General features: G+C 56.3%; 18 protein-coding genes. 12 read left to right on the plus strand and 6 right to left on the minus strand.

All coding sequences use genetic code 11. The features are described from left to right. Positions 1–83 precede the first annotated feature (83 nt). The 5 genes from ACVBEG_RS09570 (at position 84) to cysB (ending at position 4,010) form a co-directional block, all read left to right on the plus strand. Positions 84–419 carry a thioredoxin family protein gene (locus ACVBEG_RS09570; RefSeq protein ID WP_322179491.1) on the plus strand — a complete coding sequence of 112 codons (336 nt, stop codon included), beginning with the start codon at positions 84–86 and terminating at the stop codon, positions 417–419. 15 nt (positions 420–434) lie between these two features. Then, positions 435–1,388, plus strand: a complete 954-nt coding sequence (locus tag ACVBEG_RS09575; RefSeq protein WP_330201329.1) for a putative 2-dehydropantoate 2-reductase — start codon at positions 435–437, stop codon at positions 1,386–1,388. Positions 1,389–1,409: 21 nt separating this feature from the next. Continuing rightward, on the plus strand, positions 1,410–2,315 hold the full coding sequence (locus ACVBEG_RS09580; protein ID WP_322179489.1) for a 5'-nucleotidase: 906 nt from the start codon (positions 1,410–1,412) through the stop codon (positions 2,313–2,315). A 95-nt stretch (positions 2,316–2,410) separates the two neighbouring features. After that, positions 2,411–2,899 (plus strand): universal stress protein, encoded by a 489-nt coding sequence (locus tag ACVBEG_RS09585; protein ID WP_322179488.1) that lies wholly within the window; start codon positions 2,411–2,413, stop codon positions 2,897–2,899. A 136-nt stretch (positions 2,900–3,035) separates the two neighbouring features. After that, a complete protein-coding gene (gene cysB / locus ACVBEG_RS09590; RefSeq protein WP_219060251.1) occupies positions 3,036–4,010 on the plus strand; it encodes an HTH-type transcriptional regulator CysB in 975 nt (324 codons plus the stop codon). A gap of 74 nt (positions 4,011–4,084) precedes the next feature. On the opposite strand, the gene ACVBEG_RS09595 is transcribed toward cysB, so the two are convergent. Beyond that, a complete protein-coding gene (locus ACVBEG_RS09595) occupies positions 4,085–4,819 on the minus strand; it encodes a phosphoadenylyl-sulfate reductase (RefSeq protein ID WP_322179487.1) in 735 nt (244 codons plus the stop codon). Positions 4,820–4,985: 166 nt separating this feature from the next. On the opposite strand from ACVBEG_RS09595, the gene thrH reads away from it, so the two are divergent. Continuing rightward, on the plus strand, positions 4,986–5,603 hold the full coding sequence (gene thrH / locus ACVBEG_RS09600; protein ID WP_322179486.1) for a bifunctional phosphoserine phosphatase/homoserine phosphotransferase ThrH: 618 nt from the start codon (positions 4,986–4,988) through the stop codon (positions 5,601–5,603). 45 nt (positions 5,604–5,648) lie between these two features. On the opposite strand, the gene pabB is transcribed toward thrH, so the two are convergent. From pabB to rloA, 4 genes are all read right to left on the minus strand, one after another. Next, positions 5,649–6,992 carry an aminodeoxychorismate synthase component I gene (pabB, locus tag ACVBEG_RS09605; protein WP_447107622.1) on the minus strand — a complete coding sequence of 448 codons (1,344 nt, stop codon included), beginning with the start codon at positions 6,990–6,992 and terminating at the stop codon, positions 5,649–5,651. Between the two features lie 70 nt (positions 6,993–7,062). Beyond that, complete coding sequence (locus ACVBEG_RS09610) at positions 7,063–8,043, minus strand: alpha-L-glutamate ligase-like protein (protein WP_322182714.1); 981 nt, start codon at positions 8,041–8,043, stop codon at positions 7,063–7,065. After that, positions 8,043–9,578, minus strand: a complete 1,536-nt coding sequence (rloB, locus tag ACVBEG_RS09615) for an osmotic stress tolerance membrane protein RloB (RefSeq protein WP_322179485.1) — start codon at positions 9,576–9,578, stop codon at positions 8,043–8,045. Before rloB ends, ACVBEG_RS09610 begins: the two co-directional genes overlap by 1 nt. Positions 9,579–9,583: 5 nt before the next feature. Next, the gene (gene rloA, locus ACVBEG_RS09620) at positions 9,584–10,120 is read right to left on the minus strand and encodes a retropepsin-like aspartic peptidase RloA (RefSeq protein ID WP_322179484.1); all 537 of its coding nucleotides are present in this window, start codon (positions 10,118–10,120) and stop codon (positions 9,584–9,586) included. A 472-nt stretch (positions 10,121–10,592) separates the two neighbouring features. Between rloA and prpD the strand changes: the two genes are divergently transcribed. Continuing rightward, positions 10,593–12,077, plus strand: coding sequence for a 2-methylcitrate dehydratase (prpD, locus tag ACVBEG_RS09625; protein ID WP_330201330.1), 1,485 nt, complete (start codon positions 10,593–10,595; stop codon positions 12,075–12,077). 156 nt (positions 12,078–12,233) lie between these two features. Here prpD and ppsR read toward each other — a convergent pair whose 3' ends face one another. After that, complete coding sequence (ppsR, locus tag ACVBEG_RS09630) at positions 12,234–13,052, minus strand: posphoenolpyruvate synthetase regulatory kinase/phosphorylase PpsR (protein WP_322179482.1); 819 nt, start codon at positions 13,050–13,052, stop codon at positions 12,234–12,236. 177 nt (positions 13,053–13,229) lie between these two features. On the opposite strand from ppsR, the gene ppsA reads away from it, so the two are divergent. From ppsA to ACVBEG_RS09655, 5 genes are all read left to right on the plus strand, one after another. Beyond that, positions 13,230–15,605, plus strand: coding sequence for a phosphoenolpyruvate synthase (ppsA, locus tag ACVBEG_RS09635; protein ID WP_322179481.1), 2,376 nt, complete (start codon positions 13,230–13,232; stop codon positions 15,603–15,605). A gap of 101 nt (positions 15,606–15,706) precedes the next feature. Beyond that, entirely contained in the window at positions 15,707–16,672 is a 966-nt protein-coding gene (locus ACVBEG_RS09640; protein ID WP_322179480.1) for an alpha/beta fold hydrolase, read from the plus strand. 124 nt (positions 16,673–16,796) lie between these two features. Next, positions 16,797–17,096, plus strand: a complete 300-nt coding sequence (locus ACVBEG_RS09645) for a Rieske (2Fe-2S) protein (protein WP_322179479.1) — start codon at positions 16,797–16,799, stop codon at positions 17,094–17,096. Positions 17,097–17,224: 128 nt separating this feature from the next. Further along, on the plus strand, positions 17,225–17,713 hold the full coding sequence (rraA, locus tag ACVBEG_RS09650; RefSeq protein ID WP_219060230.1) for a ribonuclease E activity regulator RraA: 489 nt from the start codon (positions 17,225–17,227) through the stop codon (positions 17,711–17,713). Positions 17,714–17,725: 12 nt separating this feature from the next. Continuing rightward, entirely contained in the window at positions 17,726–18,721 is a 996-nt protein-coding gene (locus ACVBEG_RS09655; RefSeq protein ID WP_322179478.1) for a zinc transporter ZntB, read from the plus strand. The last annotated feature ends 72 nt before the right edge of the window (positions 18,722–18,793 follow it).

Here is an 18,793-nt window from a genome sequence, read left to right on the forward strand (position 1 = left end):
CCAGGCCGTACACGATTTAAAGAGGAATTTACAAGCAGGCCCGTCGAGACGGATAGTGTACGGCCATCTTCAGGAAGTCTTTTGTGAATGAATTGGAACTGACCGACTTCGATGTGGATCAGCGTTTGCTGACGTTGCCGGGCACCTCGCTGGTCATTTTTACCAGCATCGGATGTGCCAGCTGTCGTTGGGCCAGGCAAGTGTTGCCTAGCCTCGATCTGCCTGTCGAGCGTGTGTGCTGGATTGACGCTGCTGAAAATGGGGGCGTGGTTCAGCGTTATCAGGTGTTCCATCTGCCAGCGTTGTTTGTGGTGCGTGACGGTGAATTCTATGGGGCCTTGCATGCTCGGCTGACGTTGTCCGAGCTCAGCGCTGGCTTGAATCGGGTGTTGAGTGTTGATGCTGAAGAGTTGCCATGACGGGGAGTTGCGAGGGTGAGTAAAGCAAAACGGGTACGGATCGGAATTATAGGCACCGGTGCAATTGGCGGTTTTTACGGTTTGATGCTGGCACGTGCCGGCTTTGATGTGCATTTTCTGTTGCGCAGCGAGTTTGCCTCAGTTGCACACAATGGCCTGCATCTGGACAGTGCCGTTCATGGCGCTCTGACCTTGAATCCGGTGCAGGCTTATTCCTCGGCTGCGGATATGCCGCCTTGCGATTGGTTGCTGGTCGGTACTAAAACCACCAGTAATGCGGACCTTGCACCGATCATCACCCAGGCTGCAGCGCCTGGCGCTAAAGTGCTGTTGCTGCAAAATGGTCTGGGCGTCGAGGACGATCTGCAGCCATTGTTGCCAGCGTCGCTGCACCTGTTGGGTGGTTTGTGCTTTGTCTGTGTCCACCGAACTGCGCCGGGGGTTATCACGCATCAGGCGTTGGGTGCGGTAAATCTCGGGTACCACAGCGGTCCGGCAACTGACGCGGTGTCTCGGTTGAGCATCACCGAGGAGGGGGCTGAGCTGTTTCGCAAGGCCGGGCTGGAATCCCAGGCGACGCCCAGCTTGTCTCAGGCGCGCTGGCAGAAATTGGTGTGGAATGTTCCGTATAACGGTCTGTCCGTGCTGCTGAGGGCGAGCACCACACCATTAATGGGCGACGCGAATAGCCGCGAGTTGATTCAGGCAGTCATGAGCGAAGTGGTGCAGGGGGCTCGGGCATGTGGGCACGCCTTGCCCGAGGGGTATGCTGAACATCTGTTTGCCGTGACAGAAAAAATGCCGGATTACAGGCCGAGCATGTACCTTGATTTTCTGGAAAAGCGACCCTTGGAGTTGGATGCTATCTATGCCAAGCCATTGGCGGCAGCGCTGAAATCCGGGCATGACATGCCGAAAATTCGCGCGTTGTACCAAGCATTGGCCTTCATCGATACGCGTAACGGCTGATACAGCCAGGCAGGGTGATATATGGCTACGGGTCTAGGTAAAAAATTGGTCCTGGCGATTTCTTCGCGAGCTTTGTTCGATCTGCGCGAAAGCCATGCGGTGTACGAGGCTGATGGCGTGGCGGCGTATCGCCAATACCAGATCGAGCATGAGGAAGAGATCCTTGAGCAGGGCGATGCGTACCTGTTGGTGGAGAAACTCCTTAGCCTCAATGCCAGGCTTGAGGCGTCGCGGGTCGAAGTCATCCTGGTTTCGCGCAACAGCGCCGACACGGGGCTGCGGGTATTCAATTCGATTCAGCATTATGGCCTGGACATCACGCGTGCTGCCTTCGTCGGCGGACGCAGCCCTTATCCGTATCTGGCGGCGTTTGGCTGTCATTTGTTTCTCTCGACCCACGCCGAGGATGTACGCAGCGCGCTGGATGCCGGCTTTGCCGCGGCGACGATTCTGTCGGGCGGTGCACGCCGTGCAGCCAGCGCCGAATTGCGTATCGCGTTTGATGGCGACGCGGTGCTGTTTTCCGATGAGTCCGAGCGGGTCTATCAATCCGACGGGCTGGAGGCGTTTCAGGCCAGTGAGCGTGAGTCAGCGCGCGAGCCGTTACGTGGGGGGCCGTTCAAGCCCTTTCTTGCCGCGCTGAACCTGTTGCAGCGCGAGTTTCCCGAGGACGCTTGCCCAATCCGTACCGCACTGGTTACCGCGCGCTCTGCGCCCGCGCATGAGCGGGTGATTCGCACATTGCGAGAATGGAATATTCGTCTGGACGAGTCATTGTTTCTGGGTGGTCTGGAGAAATCGGCGTTTCTTGAAGCCTTCGCCGCCGATGTGTTTTTTGACGATCAGCCTGGGCATTGTGAAAAGGCGCGTGATGTCGTCGCAACGGGGCATGTGCCGCATGGCATCAGCAATGAAGTAAAGCCTTGAGCCTTTGTTTCCTCGTGAGATAGCGGCCGCCGCAGTCGTCAAGGCGCTGCTAAGCTGAGTCAATCTCCGCCACTATTGGCAATCGAGGAGGTCGTATGATTCGTTCAATGCTGTATGCCACTGACCTCGGTCTTTATGCGCCTTATGTCCTGCAACATGCCTTGGCGCTGGCGCGAACCTTCAATGCCGAGCTGAATGTGATTCATGCGGTTGAGCCGATAGGGTTGTTCGCCGAGTCTGTTTTGCAGAGCTATCTTGATGAGGATACGTTGAAAGAGTTGCACAACCAGGGCTTGAACACCGTCATGGAAACGATTGAACAGCGCGTTCTGAATGGCTTTCGAGATGAGTTAGGCGAAAGTCATCAGGATCTCGCGTTGATTCGCACGGTGCGGGTGATGCAGGGGGATCCTTCCAGTGTGATCCTCGAGCAAGCGCAAAAGCTGGCCGTCGATTTGTTGATCGTCGGCAGTCACAGCCATGGCACAGAAGGCGATACGCCGCTGGGCCGTACCGTCGCCAGGGTTCTGCAATTGTCGGAGGTTCCGGTCTACATGGTACCCATGCATCGAGGGCGCGAATAAGTCTATGTGTCGCTGAAATTGAGCGTGCCATTGCTCTGTAAAAGTGATAAAAAGTTCTAGATTTATCAGTCTAACCATTAATATAGTTATATACCGTCGCTGATGACCGTGGCGTCTACTGCTTTGAGGGATACATATGAAGCTTCAACAATTGCGCTACATCTGGGAAGTGGCGCACCACGACCTCAACGTTTCCGCTACGGCTCAGAGCCTGTATACCTCGCAGCCAGGGATCAGCAAGCAGATCCGCTTGCTTGAAGACGAGCTGGGCGTCGAAGTGTTTGCCCGTAGCGGCAAACACCTGACCCGGGTCACGCCGGCCGGTGAAAGAATCATTACTACCGCTGGCGAGATCCTGCGCAAAGTCGAGAGCATCAAGCAGATCGCCCAGGAGTTTTCCAACGAGAAGAAAGGCACGTTGTCGATTGCTACCACCCACACCCAGGCGCGTTATGCTCTGCCGCCAGTGATCAGCAGCTTCATCAAACAATACCCGGACGTCGCGCTGCACATGCATCAGGGCTCGCCGATGCAGATCGCCGAAATGGCGGCGGATGGTACTGTGGACTTCGCTATCGCGACTGAAGCGCTGGAGTTGTTCGGTGATCTGGTGATGATGCCGTGCTACCGCTGGAACCGTTGCGTCGTTGTGCCGCAAGGTCATCCGCTGACCAAGGTGCCAAAACTGACGTTGGAAGTACTGGCCGAATACCCCATCGTGACCTATGTCTTTGGTTTTACTGGCCGGTCAAAGCTGGACGAAGCGTTCAGCCACCGTGGCCTGACCCCGAAAGTGGTGTTTACTGCCGCCGATGCGGACGTGATAAAAACCTACGTCCGTCTGGGCCTGGGTGTCGGTATCGTGGCAAAAATGGCAGTAGACGCCAAGCTCGACAGCGATCTGGTGGTGCTTGATGCCAGCGAGCTGTTCGAAGCGAGCATCACCAAGATCGGTTTCCGTCGCGGTACCTTCCTGCGCGGTTTCATGTGCGACTTCATCGAGAAGTTCGCACCGCATCTGACCCGCGAAGTGATGGCAAAAGCCATCCAGTGTCACAACAAGCAAGAGCTCGAAGAATTGTTCGAGGGTGTCGAGTTGCCAGTTCACTGATTGCGATCAAGACGGTGTGCCTGGCACACCGCATCAAACCCTTCGCGAATAAATTGGCGAAGGCGGCGCAAGTCTTACACCTTGGCGATCAGATTTCCTGAGTGCAGTCCGCACTCTTTCTGCGTAGATTCTTCCCACCACCAACGGCCTTCGCGTTCGTGCTGGTTTGGCAGCACAGGACGCGTGCAAGGCTCGCAGCCGATGCTGATGAAGCCACGCTCATGCAAGGTGTTGTAAGGCAACTCCAGCATGCGGATATAACCCCAGATCTCTTCGCTGGTCATCTGCGCCAACGGGTTGAATTTGTACAGCGTGCGCTCAGGGGTGGAAAAGGCGTTGTCTATTTCCAGGGCGGCAACTTCGCTGCGGGTGCTAGGGCTCTGATCCCTGCGTTGACCGGTAGCCCAGGCTTTGACCTCTGCCAGTTTACGGCGCAACGGCTGGATTTTGCGGATACCGCAGCATTCGCCATGGCCATCCTTGTAGAAACTGAACAGTCCCTTTTCTTTGACGAAAGGTTCGAGCACGCGCTGATCCGGCGAAATCAGCTCGATATCAATTTTGTAATGCTCACGCGTCTGTTCGATGAACCGATAGGTTTCCGGGTGCAGACGACCGGTGTCGAGGCTGAACACTTTAACGTTTTTGTTCAGCTTCCAGGCCATGTCTACCAGCACTACATCTTCGGCACCGCTGAATGAGATCCATAACTCATCGCCGAAATGCTCGAAGGCCAGCTTCAGAATGTCCTGTGCAGATTTGTTTGCGTAAGTCGCTGCAAGTTCGGCGACGTTGAAGGGTTGGCTCATCAGGCGGCTTCCTAACAGGTATGGCGCTTCGCGCTCGTAATAGGTGTGATAGTAACAAAATCTTTTGGGTAATTGCCGGTTGGCGTCGGTGCTGCACTGCTGGAAATAATTGATCAGACGACCTAAAGTGCCGCTTCTTTTTTGAAGTCCCCTCTAGGAGTGTTCTGTGGAAATTGCCTGTCTCGACCTGGAAGGCGTGCTGGTCCCGGAGATCTGGATCGCCTTTGCTGAAAAAACCGGTATCGAATCGCTGAGGGCGACCACCCGGGATATTCCCGATTACGACGTACTGATGAAGCAGCGTCTGCGGATTCTCGATGAGCACGGCTTGAAGCTTTCCGATATTCAGGAGGTGATCGCGACCCTCAGCCCACTGGACGGCGCCATCGAATTCGTCAACTGGCTGCGCGAGCGTTTCCAGGTGGTGATTCTGTCGGACACCTTCTACGAGTTTTCACAGCCACTGATGCGGCAGCTGGGCTTCCCGACCTTGCTCTGCCATCGTCTGATCACCGACGAGACGGACCGTGTCGCCACCTATCAGCTGCGTCAGAAAGACCCGAAGCGTCAGTCGGTTTTGGCTTTCAAGAGTCTGTACTATCGCGTCATTGCAGCCGGTGATTCGTACAACGACACCACCATGCTCGGTGAAGCTGACGCGGGTATCCTCTTCCATGCGCCGGAAAACGTGATCCGCGAATTCCCGCAGTTTCCAGCGGTACACACCTTCGAGGACCTGAAGAAGGAATTCCTCAAGGCGTCGAGCCGTGAATTGAGTCTGTAAGGTTGAACCCGCAGCGCGTTGGCCGCAAAGGCCAGCGCGCTACGCTTAAAGAGCCTGCAACGTATCGAGCAGCACCCGCACCTTGGTGATTGACTCTTGGTATTCGGCTTCACACTCCGAGTCGGCGACAATGCCGCCACCGCCCCAGCATGAAACCCGTCCATCCTTGATCAGCAGGCTGCGAATGGCGATGGAGCTGTCCATCTCGCCGCGCACATCCAGATATATCAATGAGCCGCAGTACAGCGCCCGACGCGAGGGTTCCAGCTCGTCGATAATCTGCATCGCTCGAATTTTCGGCGCGCCAGTGATCGAGCCTCCGGGAAAGCTGCCAGCGATCAGGTCCAGCGAATCCTTATCCGCAGCCAGTTCCCCCGTCACGCTGCTCACCAGGTGATGCACGTTCGGGTAACTTTCCAGGCTGAACAGTTCCGGGACTGTCACCGAGCCAGTCTTGCAGCTACGGCCCAGATCATTTCGCAGCAAATCGACGATCATCAGGTTTTCTGCGCGGTCCTTGGGGCTGCTCAGTAACTCGGCGGCATAGGCGGCATCTTGCGTCGTGTCCTTGCTGCGAGGGCGGGTGCCTTTGATCGGGCGTGTTTCCACTTGGCGGTTACTGACCCGCACAAAACGCTCCGGGGACAGGCTCAGCACGGTGTTGTTATCAGGCAAGGTCATGTAGCCGGAAAAGGGCGTCGGGCACGCCCTGCGCAAGGCGCAGTAAGCCGCCCAAGGGTCACCTTGGCAATCGGCCTGGAAGCGCTGGGAAAAATTGACTTGATAACAGTCGCCGGACTGGATGTAGGCCTGAATGCGCATAAACGCGCGGCGGTAATCACGTTCAGTCAGGTCGGCTTTGAAGGCGCCGATCAGTTTGAAGGTCGCCGAATCGGCGGCAGACGCTTGTGAAAACAGCGTGAGCAGGCGCTGCCGTTCGCTGTCGGGTAATGTGGGATGGAATACCAATTGACTGGTGCCTTGCTGGTGATCACTGATCATCGCCCAGGCATAAACACCGAAGCGCGCATCAGGCAGTTGCAGATCATCGATGGCGTGGGCGGGCAGAGGCTCCAGACGCCGACCAAAATCGTAACTAAGGTAGCCGATCAGTCCTCCTGCAAATGGCAGCGGGTATTCTTCAGGCAGTTGCGCGGTGCCTAGTTGATCAAGACTCTGGCGCAGGCGTTGGAGGAAGTCGCTGCCGGTTTCGTCATGTTGGACCCATAACTGTTCAGTCGGCCAGGCGCTTAGTAGATCGAATCGCCCGCGTTCAGCGCTGGGTCTGCCGCTATCGAGCAGCACGGCCCCCGGTGCATGGCGAACCCTCGAGAAATACTCGGCGGGGTTGGGATGGTAGGGCAGAGGGTGTACAGAGCAGGTCGGCATTCGAAACAAATCAGTGTCGGCGTGAGGGCGAGGATTGTAATCCTCAGAGGGTTCGACTCCTAGCGGGAAGTCAGGAAACCACGGGGACATGCCCAAAAAGCTCTTGCACGAAACGCACCCTCTCTTCCGGGGTTTCCTGCTCGCCGTTAAGTGCCAACTGTTCAAGGCGAGCCTCGACGGCATGAGCCCGATGGGTCAAGCCGCAGTCATTGGCGATCTGGATATTCAGGCCGGGGCGGGCATTGAGTTCAAGAATCAGCGGGCCTTTCTCCTGGTCCAGGACCATGTCGACGCCGATGTAGCCCAGCCCGCACAACTCATAACAGCCAGCGGCGAGTTTCATGAAGCCGTCCCAGTTCGGCAATTGCACGCCGTCCACAGCGTTGGTGGTGTCCGGGTGTTTACTGATGATGGTGTTCAGCCAGGTGCCGCGTAAGGTCAGGCCAGTGGCGAGGTCGACCCCGACGCCGATAGCGCCCTGGTGCAGGTTGGCCTTGCCGCTGGATTGGCGTGTTGGCAAGCGCAGCATGGCCATGATCGGGTAGCCCATCAGCACGATGACGCGGATGTCGGGCACGCCTTCATAGCTGATGCTCTTGAAGATCTGGTCCGGCGTGACCCGGTATTCGATCAGCGCACGATCACGGTGCCCGCCCAGTGAATACAGACCGGTAAGGATGCTGGAGACTTGATGTTCGATTTCTTCGTGGCTGATGATTCTGCCCGAGACCGTGCGAAACCGGTCTTCGAAGCGGTCAGCGATCACCAGAATTCCGTCGCCACCCGCACCTTGCGCCGGCTTGATCACGAAGTCGTTGCGCCCGCCGATGATCTCGTCGAGCTTTTCGATTTCTTTTTCAGTGGAAATGACCCCGTACATCTCCGGCACATGGATACCGGCCAGGATCGCACGCTCTTTGGTGATGATTTTGTCATCGACGATCGGGTACAGGCTGCGCTTGTTGTACTTGAGTACGTAATCTGCGTTGCGCCGGTTGATACCCATGATGCCCTTGGCTTCCAGGGCCTTCCAGGTCTTCCAGAAGCCGATCATTTTGGCTCGTCCTTGAGGAACGCCTTGAAGCGCATCAGTTCGGTCAGGCGGTAGCCGCGATAACGTCCCATCGCCAGCATGAAGCCCACGAGAATCAGCAACACGGCGGGGAAGGTAAAGACGAAGTAAGTCAGTTCCGGCACGCTCATGATGAGGTGTGCCAGAGACGCTGCGAACAGGGTGCCAATGGCGACTTTCATCGCATGACCGCTGCCACGCTCTTCCCAGGTGATCGACAGCCGCTCGATGGTCATGGTCAGAATCACCATCGGGAACAGCGCCACTGACAAGCCACGTTCAAGGCCAAGCTTGTGGCTGAACAGGCTGATGGCCGCAATCAGTACCACGACGAAGGTCAGCACCACCGACAATCGCGGCAGCATTTGCAGCTTCAAATGCTCAAGATAGGAGCGTAATGACAGGCCGAGCGCGGTGATGATCGTGAACAGCACGATACCAAAGCCCAGCTGTGTCTCTCGGAACGCCAGGGCGATCAGCACCGGGGTAAAGGTGCCGAGGGTCTCCAGGCCAATCAGGTTACGCAGGATCAGGATCACCAGCACGCCAATCGGGATCATCACCATGATCATGAACGTCTGCTGGGTTTGTAGCGGCAGCCCGTAGAGCGAGTACCCAAGGAAGTGGTCGTCGGTGTTTGCGTCGGTCAGCTTGGCCAGGCGGATCGCGTTCATTTCACTGTTGTTGAGGGTGAAGTTCACCGTGGCTTTTTTTCCGCCTTCGACACTCACCAGGTTCTCATCGCCGATCCACCACGTCAGCCGATCTGTCGGCAGGCCTTGTTCGCCGTTGTCCGGGTTGAAGTACAACCAGTCTTTGCCGTTGAAACTGCGCAGCCACAACTCGGGGGTCTGAGGTTGATCGGTCGTCAGGCGTATGGTGTGCAGTTTTTCGACCGGTACGTGGGCAATGGACAGCAATAACTCAATGATTCTTGCCTTGTTCGAGGTCGACGTGTCACCCGCCAACAGCAGCTTTACGTTGTCGTCGCTGAGGTTGTTGACCCGCTTGATGGCTTCGGTAACAAAGGTTTCGATGTCCGCCGAGTGCTGGCGGATAGGTTCGAGCAGGGCTTCGGCGGCAATTTTTTCCGCGCCTTCAATGGCGATGCTGTCACGGAAAACCGAGCCTTTGATCTTGGGTTTATCGCCGCTGTAGCGTTTGGTCAGTACCAGGCGGTAGTAAAGTGTCTGGTTGCCGGTGGCGCGTCGGGCCGACCAGGTGACTTTGCGGTTGCCGTCGACGCGGTTGACGCTTACACCGTAATTGTTGGAGATGAAACTCTCGTTGAGGCTGACGTAGTCGTGGCTCAGGGGCGGTACGAACATCTGGATCTTGACTGGGTCTTTGGTGTTGGCGACGAACTCGACTTTGGCGTCGATGTTCCACAAGTCGTCCGTTTCATCCTCGGTCACTGGAATGCCGAGAACGAAAATCTGATACGCCGTGATCGCTATCCCCAGTGTCACCAGGACAGCAATCAGGATTTTCAGATGGAGGGTAATCGAGCGCATGGGTATTACTCTGCGGTATGAGCGTCGGTGGCACAGGCAGGTTTGCCCGCTGCGTATTTAAGACTCGGATCGACCAGCGCATCAAAGCGTTTGAGTGCTTCGGAACCTATCAAAAGCGGGTATTGGAATGCACTTCGGTCAGTCAAGTTCACTTCGATGCTGCGAATAGCAGTACCCATGCACACATCCAGGCTGATGACCGGGCGCGCGGTGTACTTTTTTTCATCGTCAGGGTCGTAATCGCCGGCGCGGCGCTTGATCTTGCTGACCCGTGCCAATGGTCGCTCGATCGGATGTGCGTGGGCATCGTCGATGGCCAGGTAGAAGCGCACCCAGGTTTCGCCATTGCGTTTGAAGCGCTTGATGTCGCGGGCGCTGAGGGAGGCGGTTTTGGCGCCGGTGTCGAGTTTTGCCGCGACTTGCAGATCGATGTCGGAGAGTGTGGCGTATTCGTTAAGGCCATACACAGTCTTGTCAGCCGCAGCACTTACACCGGGTAAAAGGAATAAACAGAATAATGTGGGGAAGGGCTTGAGTCTCATAAATCCTGGCGCGGTGAAAGGACTATCTTCGGGGCGAGGGCGGTTTTCACATAGCGCGCAAGCTTCCTCGTGCGCCTGACATACAGGTAGACGGGCATTGGTACCGGTTCCAGTCGACAGAGGCGCGCGGCATTCTAGCATGAAGGTTTTGCGCCGTGAGGATAGTAAGCAGCCTTCAAACGCTGTGGGAAACGTCCTTGTTGATGACGCGTCAAAAGCAGCGCTCATCAGGCAATTGTCGACAATGTTGTGTTTTTAATTGACTGATCTACCCTTTATGGCTAGCTTTTATCGGGCATATGTTGACAATGTGCTGCGTCTTATAGAAGTCACGAGTCTCATATGAGACGATTTTCAGGCCCTGCCCGAGAGCGTGTTACGACGTATTCAATGGACCATCGCGCAACGCCGTTTTGTACCCGTTGAGCTGCGTTAATCAATCCTCCTATTTATAGAGAGAGTCGAAAACACCATGAGTGCCAACGTTGATCTGAACAATCGTCCGGACTACGACAAGGTCTTGCAAGATATCGCTGACTACGTCCTGAACTTCGAGATCGAGTCCAGGGAAGTGCTGGACACTGCGCGCAACTGCCTGATGGATACCCTGGGCTGTGGCCTTTTGGCACTGAGATTCCCTGAGTGCACCAAGCATCTTGGCCCAATCGTCGAAGGGACTATTGTGCCGTTCGGTGCACGTGTTCCTGGTACCCGTTTCAGTCTTGACCCGGTAAAAGCGGCTTGGGACATTGGTTGCATTGTGCGCTGGCTTGATTACAACGACACATGGCTGGCCGCTGAGTGGGGTCACCCGTCCGATAACCTCGGCGGCATTCTCGCCGTGGCGGACCATCTGTCGCAAAAGCGCGTCGCCAACGGTGATGCTCCGTTGACCGTGCGTGCCGTGCTTGAATCGATGATCATGGCTCATGAAATCCAGGGTGTTATTGCGTTGGAGAACTCGTTCAATCGCGTCGGTCTTGACCACGTATTGTTGGTGAAAGTGGCATCGACGGCTGTCACCGCCAAGCTGATGGGTGCTAACCGCGAACAGCTGCTGGCTGCGCTGTCTCATGCGTTCGTTGATGGTCAGGCGTTGCGTACTTATCGTCATGCGCCGAATGCCGGCTCTCGTAAGTCCTGGGCTGCGGGCGACGCCTCAAGCCGTGGCGTGCGTCTGGCCGATATCGCCATGCGCGGCGAGATGGGTATTCCTGGCGTGCTGAGTGCGCCGCAGTGGGGCTTCTACGACGTATTGTTTAGCCACACCAACAAGGATCTGGCGCTCAAGCCAGAGGGCAAGCGTGAGTTCGCCCTCTCTCAGGCATACGGCACATATGTGATGGAGAATGTGCTGTTCAAAATAAGCTTTCCTGCTGAATTCCACGCGCAAACTGCGTGTGAAGCCGCTGTAACCCTGCATCCGCAGGTCAGGGATCGCCTGCACGAGATCGAGAAAATCGTCATCACGACCCACGAGTCGGCTATTCGGATCATTTCCAAGCAAGGCAAACTGGCCAACGCGGCAGATCGCGATCACTGCATTCAATACATGACGGCGGTGCCGCTGGCGTTTGGTAACCTGGTTGCCGAGCAGTACGAAGACGACTTCCACGCCGCTCATCCGATCATTGACGAGCTGCGCGAGAAGATGGTGATTGTGGAAGACGCGCGCTATACCCGTGAATACCTGGAGGCCGACAAGCGCTCCATCGCCAATGCGATTCAAGTGTTCTTCACGGATGGTTCCAGCACCGAACAGGTTGTGGTCGAGTACCCGATTGGTCACCGTCGTCGTCGCGTCGAAGGTATTCCGTTGCTCGAAGACAAGTTCAAGGCCAACCTGGCAACCAGATTCACCGCCCAGCGCACCAGCGAAATCTTCGCCCTGTGCAAGAATCAGGCGAAGCTGGAAGCTACGCCGGTCAACCGTTTTGTTGATTTGTTCGTGATTTGAAATGACGGCTGAAATCTGAAACTGTAGGGGCTGACTTGTCTGCGATAAGGGCCGAAGGTCCTTCGTGCGGTGGTTAATCCAGCCATTTGCGAGCGCTTCGGTCGGACGCGACCCGGACCGATTCGCAGACAAGGCAGCTCCTACAGGGTTCACGCATTACTTGAACCGTCGCTCGACGCCTTTTTCTACGAGGATTTTTGCTGAAATCTCTTCTACCGAAAAGTGCGTGGAGTTGATGTGCGGAATGTTTTCACGGCGGAGGAGGCTTTCTACTTCGCGGACTTCGAACTCGCACTGGGCATAGCTGGAGTAGCGGCTATTGGGTTTGCGTTCGTTGCGAATCGCCGTCAATCGATCCGGATCAATGGTCAGGCCGAACAGTTTGTTTCGATGCTGCTTGAGCGCAGCCGGTAATTGCAAATGCTCCATGTCGTCTTCGGTCAACGGGTAGTTGGCCGCACGAATGCCGAATTGCATGGCCATGTATAGACAAGTTGGCGTTTTGCCACAGCGCGAGACGCCCACCAGGATAAGGTCGGCTTTGTCGTAGTAGTGCGTACGGGCGCCGTCGTCATTGTCGAGCGCGAAGTTAACCGCCTCGATCCGCTCCATGTAGTTGGAGTTGTGCCCGATAGAGTGGGATTTACCGACTGAATACGAGGAGTGTGAACTAAGCTCCAGCTCCAGCGGGGCGAGAAAGGTTGAGAAGATATCGATCATGAAGCCGTTTGAGGTCGCCAGGATTTCGCGAATTTCCTGGTTGACGATGGTGTCGAAAATGATCGGTCGTAGTTCATCCTTATCGGCGGCGCTGTTGATTTGTTGTACCATAGCGCGCGCCTTTTCCACGTTATCGATGTACGGTCGCGTGAACTTATTGAACGTGATGTTTTCGAATTGCGCTAACAGGCTTTGGCCGAGTGTCTCGGCTGTGATGCCAGTGCCGTCGGAGATGAAGAAAGCAGATCGTTTCATTTGCGCCGTGGGCCTTAAGCTGGTGACGAATCTTGGATATGATAGGCCCGCTTGCGGACCTTGATGGCCAGCATTCTCACTTATTTTCCAGGTCCAGGCCACAAACGCTCGGAACCGCTCTTAATAGATGTTTCAGCGCCCTGAGCTTTTCCCAACACAGTTAGTGGAGAGATCACCTTGGTAGAGTACGTAGTTTCCCTCGATAAGCTCGGCGTCCATGATGTGGAGCACGTGGGGGGCAAGAACGCATCCCTCGGCGAGATGATCAGTAACCTCGCGGGCGCCGGTGTTTCGGTCCCCGGTGGCTTTGCCACTACGGCTCAAGCGTATCGTGATTTTCTTGAGTTGAGCGGTTTGAACGATCAGATCCATGCCGCCCTTGATGCGCTTGACGTCGATGATGTCAACGCTCTGGCCAAGACGGGTGCGCAAATCCGCGCCTGGATCATGGAGGCCGAGTTTCCCGAAAAACTCAACGCTGAAATTCGTACGGCGTTCGCCGAGCTGTCGGCCGGCAACCCGAACCTGGCTGTTGCCGTGCGTTCTTCGGCCACCGCTGAAGACTTGCCCGACGCATCGTTCGCCGGCCAGCAAGAAACCTTCCTTAATATTCGCGGTGTCGAAAACGTCATCCGCGCAGCAAAGGAAGTGTTCGCCTCGCTGTTCAATGACCGCGCTATTTCCTATCGTGTGCACCAAGGCTTCGATCACAAACTGGTCGCTCTGTCTGCAGGTGTGCAGCGCATGGTTCGCTCGGAAACCGGCACTGCCGGCGTGATGTTCACGCTGGATACCGAATCCGGTTTCCGTGACGTGGTGTTTATCACAGGCGCCTATGGCCTGGGTGAAACAGTGGTTCAGGGCGCGGTCAACCCTGACGAGTTCTACGTTCACAAAAATACCCTTGCAGCCGGTCGCCCAGCGATTCTGCGCCGCAACCTGGGCAGCAAAGCCATCAAAATGATTTACGGCGACGAAGCCAAGGCTGGTAGATCGGTCAAGGTTATCGACGTAGAGCCGGCTGATCGTGCGCGCTTCTGCCTGACCGACGCCGAAGTCAGCGAACTGGCCAAGCAGGCAATGATTATTGAGCAGCACTACAAGTGCCCGATGGACATCGAATGGGCCAAAGACGGTGATGATGGCAAGCTTTACATCGTTCAGGCCCGCCCTGAAACCGTGAAAAGCCGTACGTCGTCCAACGTCATGGAGCGCTACCTGCTCAAGGAAACCGGCACTGTGCTGGTGGAAGGTCGCGCTATCGGTCAGCGCATCGGCGCTGGCAAAGTACGGATCATCAAAGATGTATCCGAGATGGACAAAGTGCAGCCGGGCGATGTGTTGGTTTCCGACATGACCGACCCGGACTGGGAGCCGGTGATGAAGCGCGCCAGCGCCATCGTCACTAACCGTGGTGGACGTACCTGTCACGCGGCAATCATCGCTCGCGAGCTGGGTATCCCGGCCGTGGTCGGTTGCGGCAACGCCACCGAAGTGTTGCAAGAAGGGCAGGGCGTGACCGTTTCCTGTGCCGAAGGCGATACCGGCTACATTTTCGAGGGCGAACTGGGCTTCGACATCAAGAAGAACTCGGTCGATGCCATGCCTGATCTGCCGTTCAAGATCATGATGAACGTCGGTAACCCTGATCGCGCGTTCGATTTTGCCCAGTTGCCCAATGCCGGTGTCGGCCTGGCGCGTCTGGAGTTCATCATCAACCGGATGATCGGCGTGCACCCCAAGGCGCTGCTGAACTACGCCGGTCTGCCGCAAGACATCAAGGCCAGTGTCGACAAGCGTATCGCTGGCTACGACGATCCGGTCGGCTTCTACGTAGAGAAACTGGTTGAAGGTATCAGCACTTTGGCAGCGGCGTTCACGCCGAAAAAAGTCATCGTGCGCCTGTCAGACTTCAAGTCCAACGAATACGCCAACCTGATCGGCGGCAAGCTGTACGAGCCGGAAGAAGAAAACCCGATGCTGGGTTTCCGCGGTGCTTCGCGTTACATCAGCGAAAACTTCCGTGACTGTTTCGAGCTCGAATGCCGCGCCCTCAAGCGTGTGCGCAATGAGATGGGCCTGACCAACGTCGAAATCATGGTGCCGTTCGTGCGCACCCTGGGCGAAGCCAGTCAGGTCATCGATCTGCTCGCGGCCAACGGTCTGGTCCGTGGCGAGAACGGTTTGCGCATCATCATGATGTGCGAGTTGCCTTCCAACGCGATCCTGGCCGAGGAGTTCCTTGAATTCTTCGACGGCTTCTCGATTGGTTCCAACGACCTGACTCAGCTGACCCTGGGCCTGGATCGCGACTCAGGGATCATTGCTCACCTGTTCGACGAGCGTAACCCTGCTGTCAAAAAGCTCCTGTCGAACGCAATCCAGGCGTGCAACAAGGCTGGCAAGTACATCGGTATTTGCGGTCAGGGTCCTTCGGATCACCCTGATCTGGCCAAGTGGCTGATGGAGCAAGGCATCGAAAGTGTTTCATTGAACCCTGACTCCGTGCTGGAAACCTGGTTCTTCCTGGCGGAAGCTCAGGCGCCGGTCTGATGTGATGAGTGAGGCGTCGGCTTGCTTTGGCAGGTCGGCGCTTCGTCGCGTTTTCTTGGGCGGTTTTCTCAAAGAAACCGCCTTTTTTGTGCAAGAGCAATATGCAAAGCAGCAGCAATCTCTTTCCTGTGGCCTTGATCAGCGCCGAACGCCGTGGCGATCTGATTGAGGACGTGTACCGTTTGAAACCCGCCAACAGCCCGGACATCAGTGTCGAACTGGCCGTGACCCGTCTCGGACTAGCCGAACAGCCCGATACGCGGGGCATTCCAGTGGTCCTGCTACACGGTAGTTTCTCCAATCGACGCTTCTGGTATTCACCCAAAGGCATTGGCCTGGGCGCGTATCTGGCGCGCGCGGGTTTCGATGTGTGGATTCCGGAAATGCGCGGGCATGGTCTGTCTTCGCGCAATCAAGCTTACCGGCACAACCGTGTGGCCGATTACGCGCGCTATGACCTGCCGGCAATTGGCGCCTTTGTGCGAGAGCAAAGTGGGCAGCCCCCGCACTGGATTGGCCACTCGCTGGGCGGTATCACGCTCGCGGCGGCGCTTGGTGGGCATTACCTTGACTCGGAGGGCGTGGCCTCGGTTGCGCTGTTCGGCAGTCAGATCAGTCGTACGTATTGGCCGTTGAAGATCCCGCCAGTTGAGTGGGGCGGGCGCCTGTTGCTCAAGCGCTTCAGGCATATCTCCGGCTCGCGCTTGAAGCGAGGGCCCGAAGATGAGCCTATTGGGCTGGCATTGGAAAGCATGCGTTGGTATGGGCTTTTCCGTCGCTTTGGCGATGCCGAGCGAGATTGGTGGGCGGGGTTGAGCGAGGTCCGAGTGCCGGTGCTCGCGGTTGCCGCCACTGGGGATGATCAAGACCCCGTATGGGCTTGTCGTAAGCTGTACGAGCAGTTCGGTTCAGAGCGACGCCAGTTTGTCTGCCTCGGTCGTGATCAGGGCTTTGCCGAAGACTTTGGCCATGTCGAAATGCTCGTCAGCAGAGGCGCGCAAACGCAAGTATGGCCGTTAGTAGCGGGCTGGTTGCGGGATCCGTCTGTGCCTCTGACCGAGCAGTAACACCCACGGTTTGGCGATGAAGCGCTGATACAGAGCGGTCGGGCAGTTTCGCTAAAGTAGCGTTGCGGCTAAGCTATGACGCATTAAACTGTTTCAGCCATTTTCGCTTTCCGGGCCTGCATTTATGTTCGTGCCACTTGAGCGCCTGATCAATTTGAATGAAGGCTACCGGCGAACCTTCAAAGTCGCTGGGCGAGATATGTTGTTGATGGTCGTCGATAACCTGCCCCTGCTGCTCGAGGACAGCTGTCCGCATCAAGGCGCGCCCTTGCACAGCGGGACCCTTGTGGGTACGGTCTTGCGATGCAAGCGTCATGGTATTGAGTTCCAATTACCGAGCGGGCGTCCCTTGCAGGCGTCATGCCCGGGCCTGAAGTTTTTTACCCTGACCTATGAAGGTGATCGAATTGGTATCGATGTCTAGCTGCGCCAGCGTGCCCACGGCTTAACACAGGCATCTGCATGACGTTTTTCTAAAGAGCCATTGATTTGAAACGGTCAAATGTCTCGCAACACCTCAGATCCTCTTTTTTTAATGATAGGAGTTCACCCATGCATTACCTCACCCCCGATTTGTGCGATGCCTACCCGGAACTGGTGCAGGTCGTTGAGCCGATGTTCAGCAATTTTGGTGGCCGCGATTCCTTTGGTGGTGAAATCGTCACCATCAAGTGTTTCGAGGACAACTCGTTGGTCAAAGAGCAGGTCGATCTCGACGGTAAGGGTAAAGTGTTGGTAGTCGACGGCGGTGGCTCGCTGCGCAAGGCGTTGCTGGGTGACATGCTCGCCGAAAAAGCTTCAAGGAATGGCTGGGAAGGCCTGGTGATTTACGGTTGCATCCGCGACGTCGACGTCATCGCGCAAACCGATCTGGGCGTGCAGGCACTGGCCAGCCACCCAATGAAAACCGACAAGCGCGGTATCGGCGACCTTAACGTGGCGGTGACATTCGCGGGTGTGACCTTCCGTCCGGGCGAGTACGTATACGCTGACAATAATGGCGTGATCATCTCCCCAAGCCCTTTGAAGATGCCGGAATAAACAGGACACCCAATGTTCGACGAAGCAAACGCGCAATGGGGGCTGGTACATGCCTTGGTGCTGGATGGTAAAGGCGGGGCGCGTTTCATCGCTCGAACCGAACTGGATGACCTTCAAATGCAGCCAGACGAAAGTGTCTGGCTGCACTGGGATCGCGGTCATCCGCAAACCCAGACCTGGTTGCGCTCCTCTAGCGGGCTGAGCGAGTTCAGCTGTGACCTGCTGCTTGAAGAGAACACACGGCCGCGTTTGGTGCCATTGCCCAACGCCGAGTTGCTGCTGTTTCTGCGTGGGGTCAACCTCAATCCGGGTGCCGAGCCCGAGGATATGGTGTCGGTACGCATCTTTGCTGCGGCGCAACAGGTTATCTCTCTGCGTTTGCGTCCCTTGCGAGCCACCGATGAGCTGATCGAACACCTGAATCAAGGCAACGGTCCAAAAAACACCTCTGAATTGATCCTTTATCTCGCTCAATACCTCACGGATAAGGTCCAGACGCTGGTCAGTGAACTGTCGGAATTGGTCGACGAAGAGGAAGAAAAGATAGATGCCGACGAACGGTACGCTTCCGATCATGGTGACATGTTGCATATCCGTCGACGTGCTGCCGGTCTGCGCCGTTTTTTGGCGCCGCAACGCGAGATTTACGCGCAATTGACTCGCAACAAATTGCCTTGGTTTGCCCATGATGATGCGAGTTACTGGAATGAACTTAACAACAGTTTGATCCGCTACCTGGAAGAGCTGGAATTGACTCGTGAGCGTGTCGGCCTGGTCCTTGAGTCCGAGGACCGACGGATGCGCGAGGGCATGAACCGGGTGATGTATCGCTTCGGTATCATCACCGGTATTTTCCTGCCGATGAGCTTTCTGACCGGTTTGCTGGGCGTCAACGTGGGAGGCATGCCTGGTGCGAGCAATCCATACGGGTTTCTGATTGCTTGCTCGATAATGGCGGCAGTGGGGCTTGGCCAGTGGTGGTTGTTCCGTCGCTTGCGCTGGGTATAGAGATGAAGGCTTTTTGCTACTAAATGACCCATTTGTGACTCGGTCGATTCTTGTCGCGTCTTTCAGTGACAT

It is taken from the genome of Pseudomonas sp. GG8 (genome assembly GCF_052976945.1).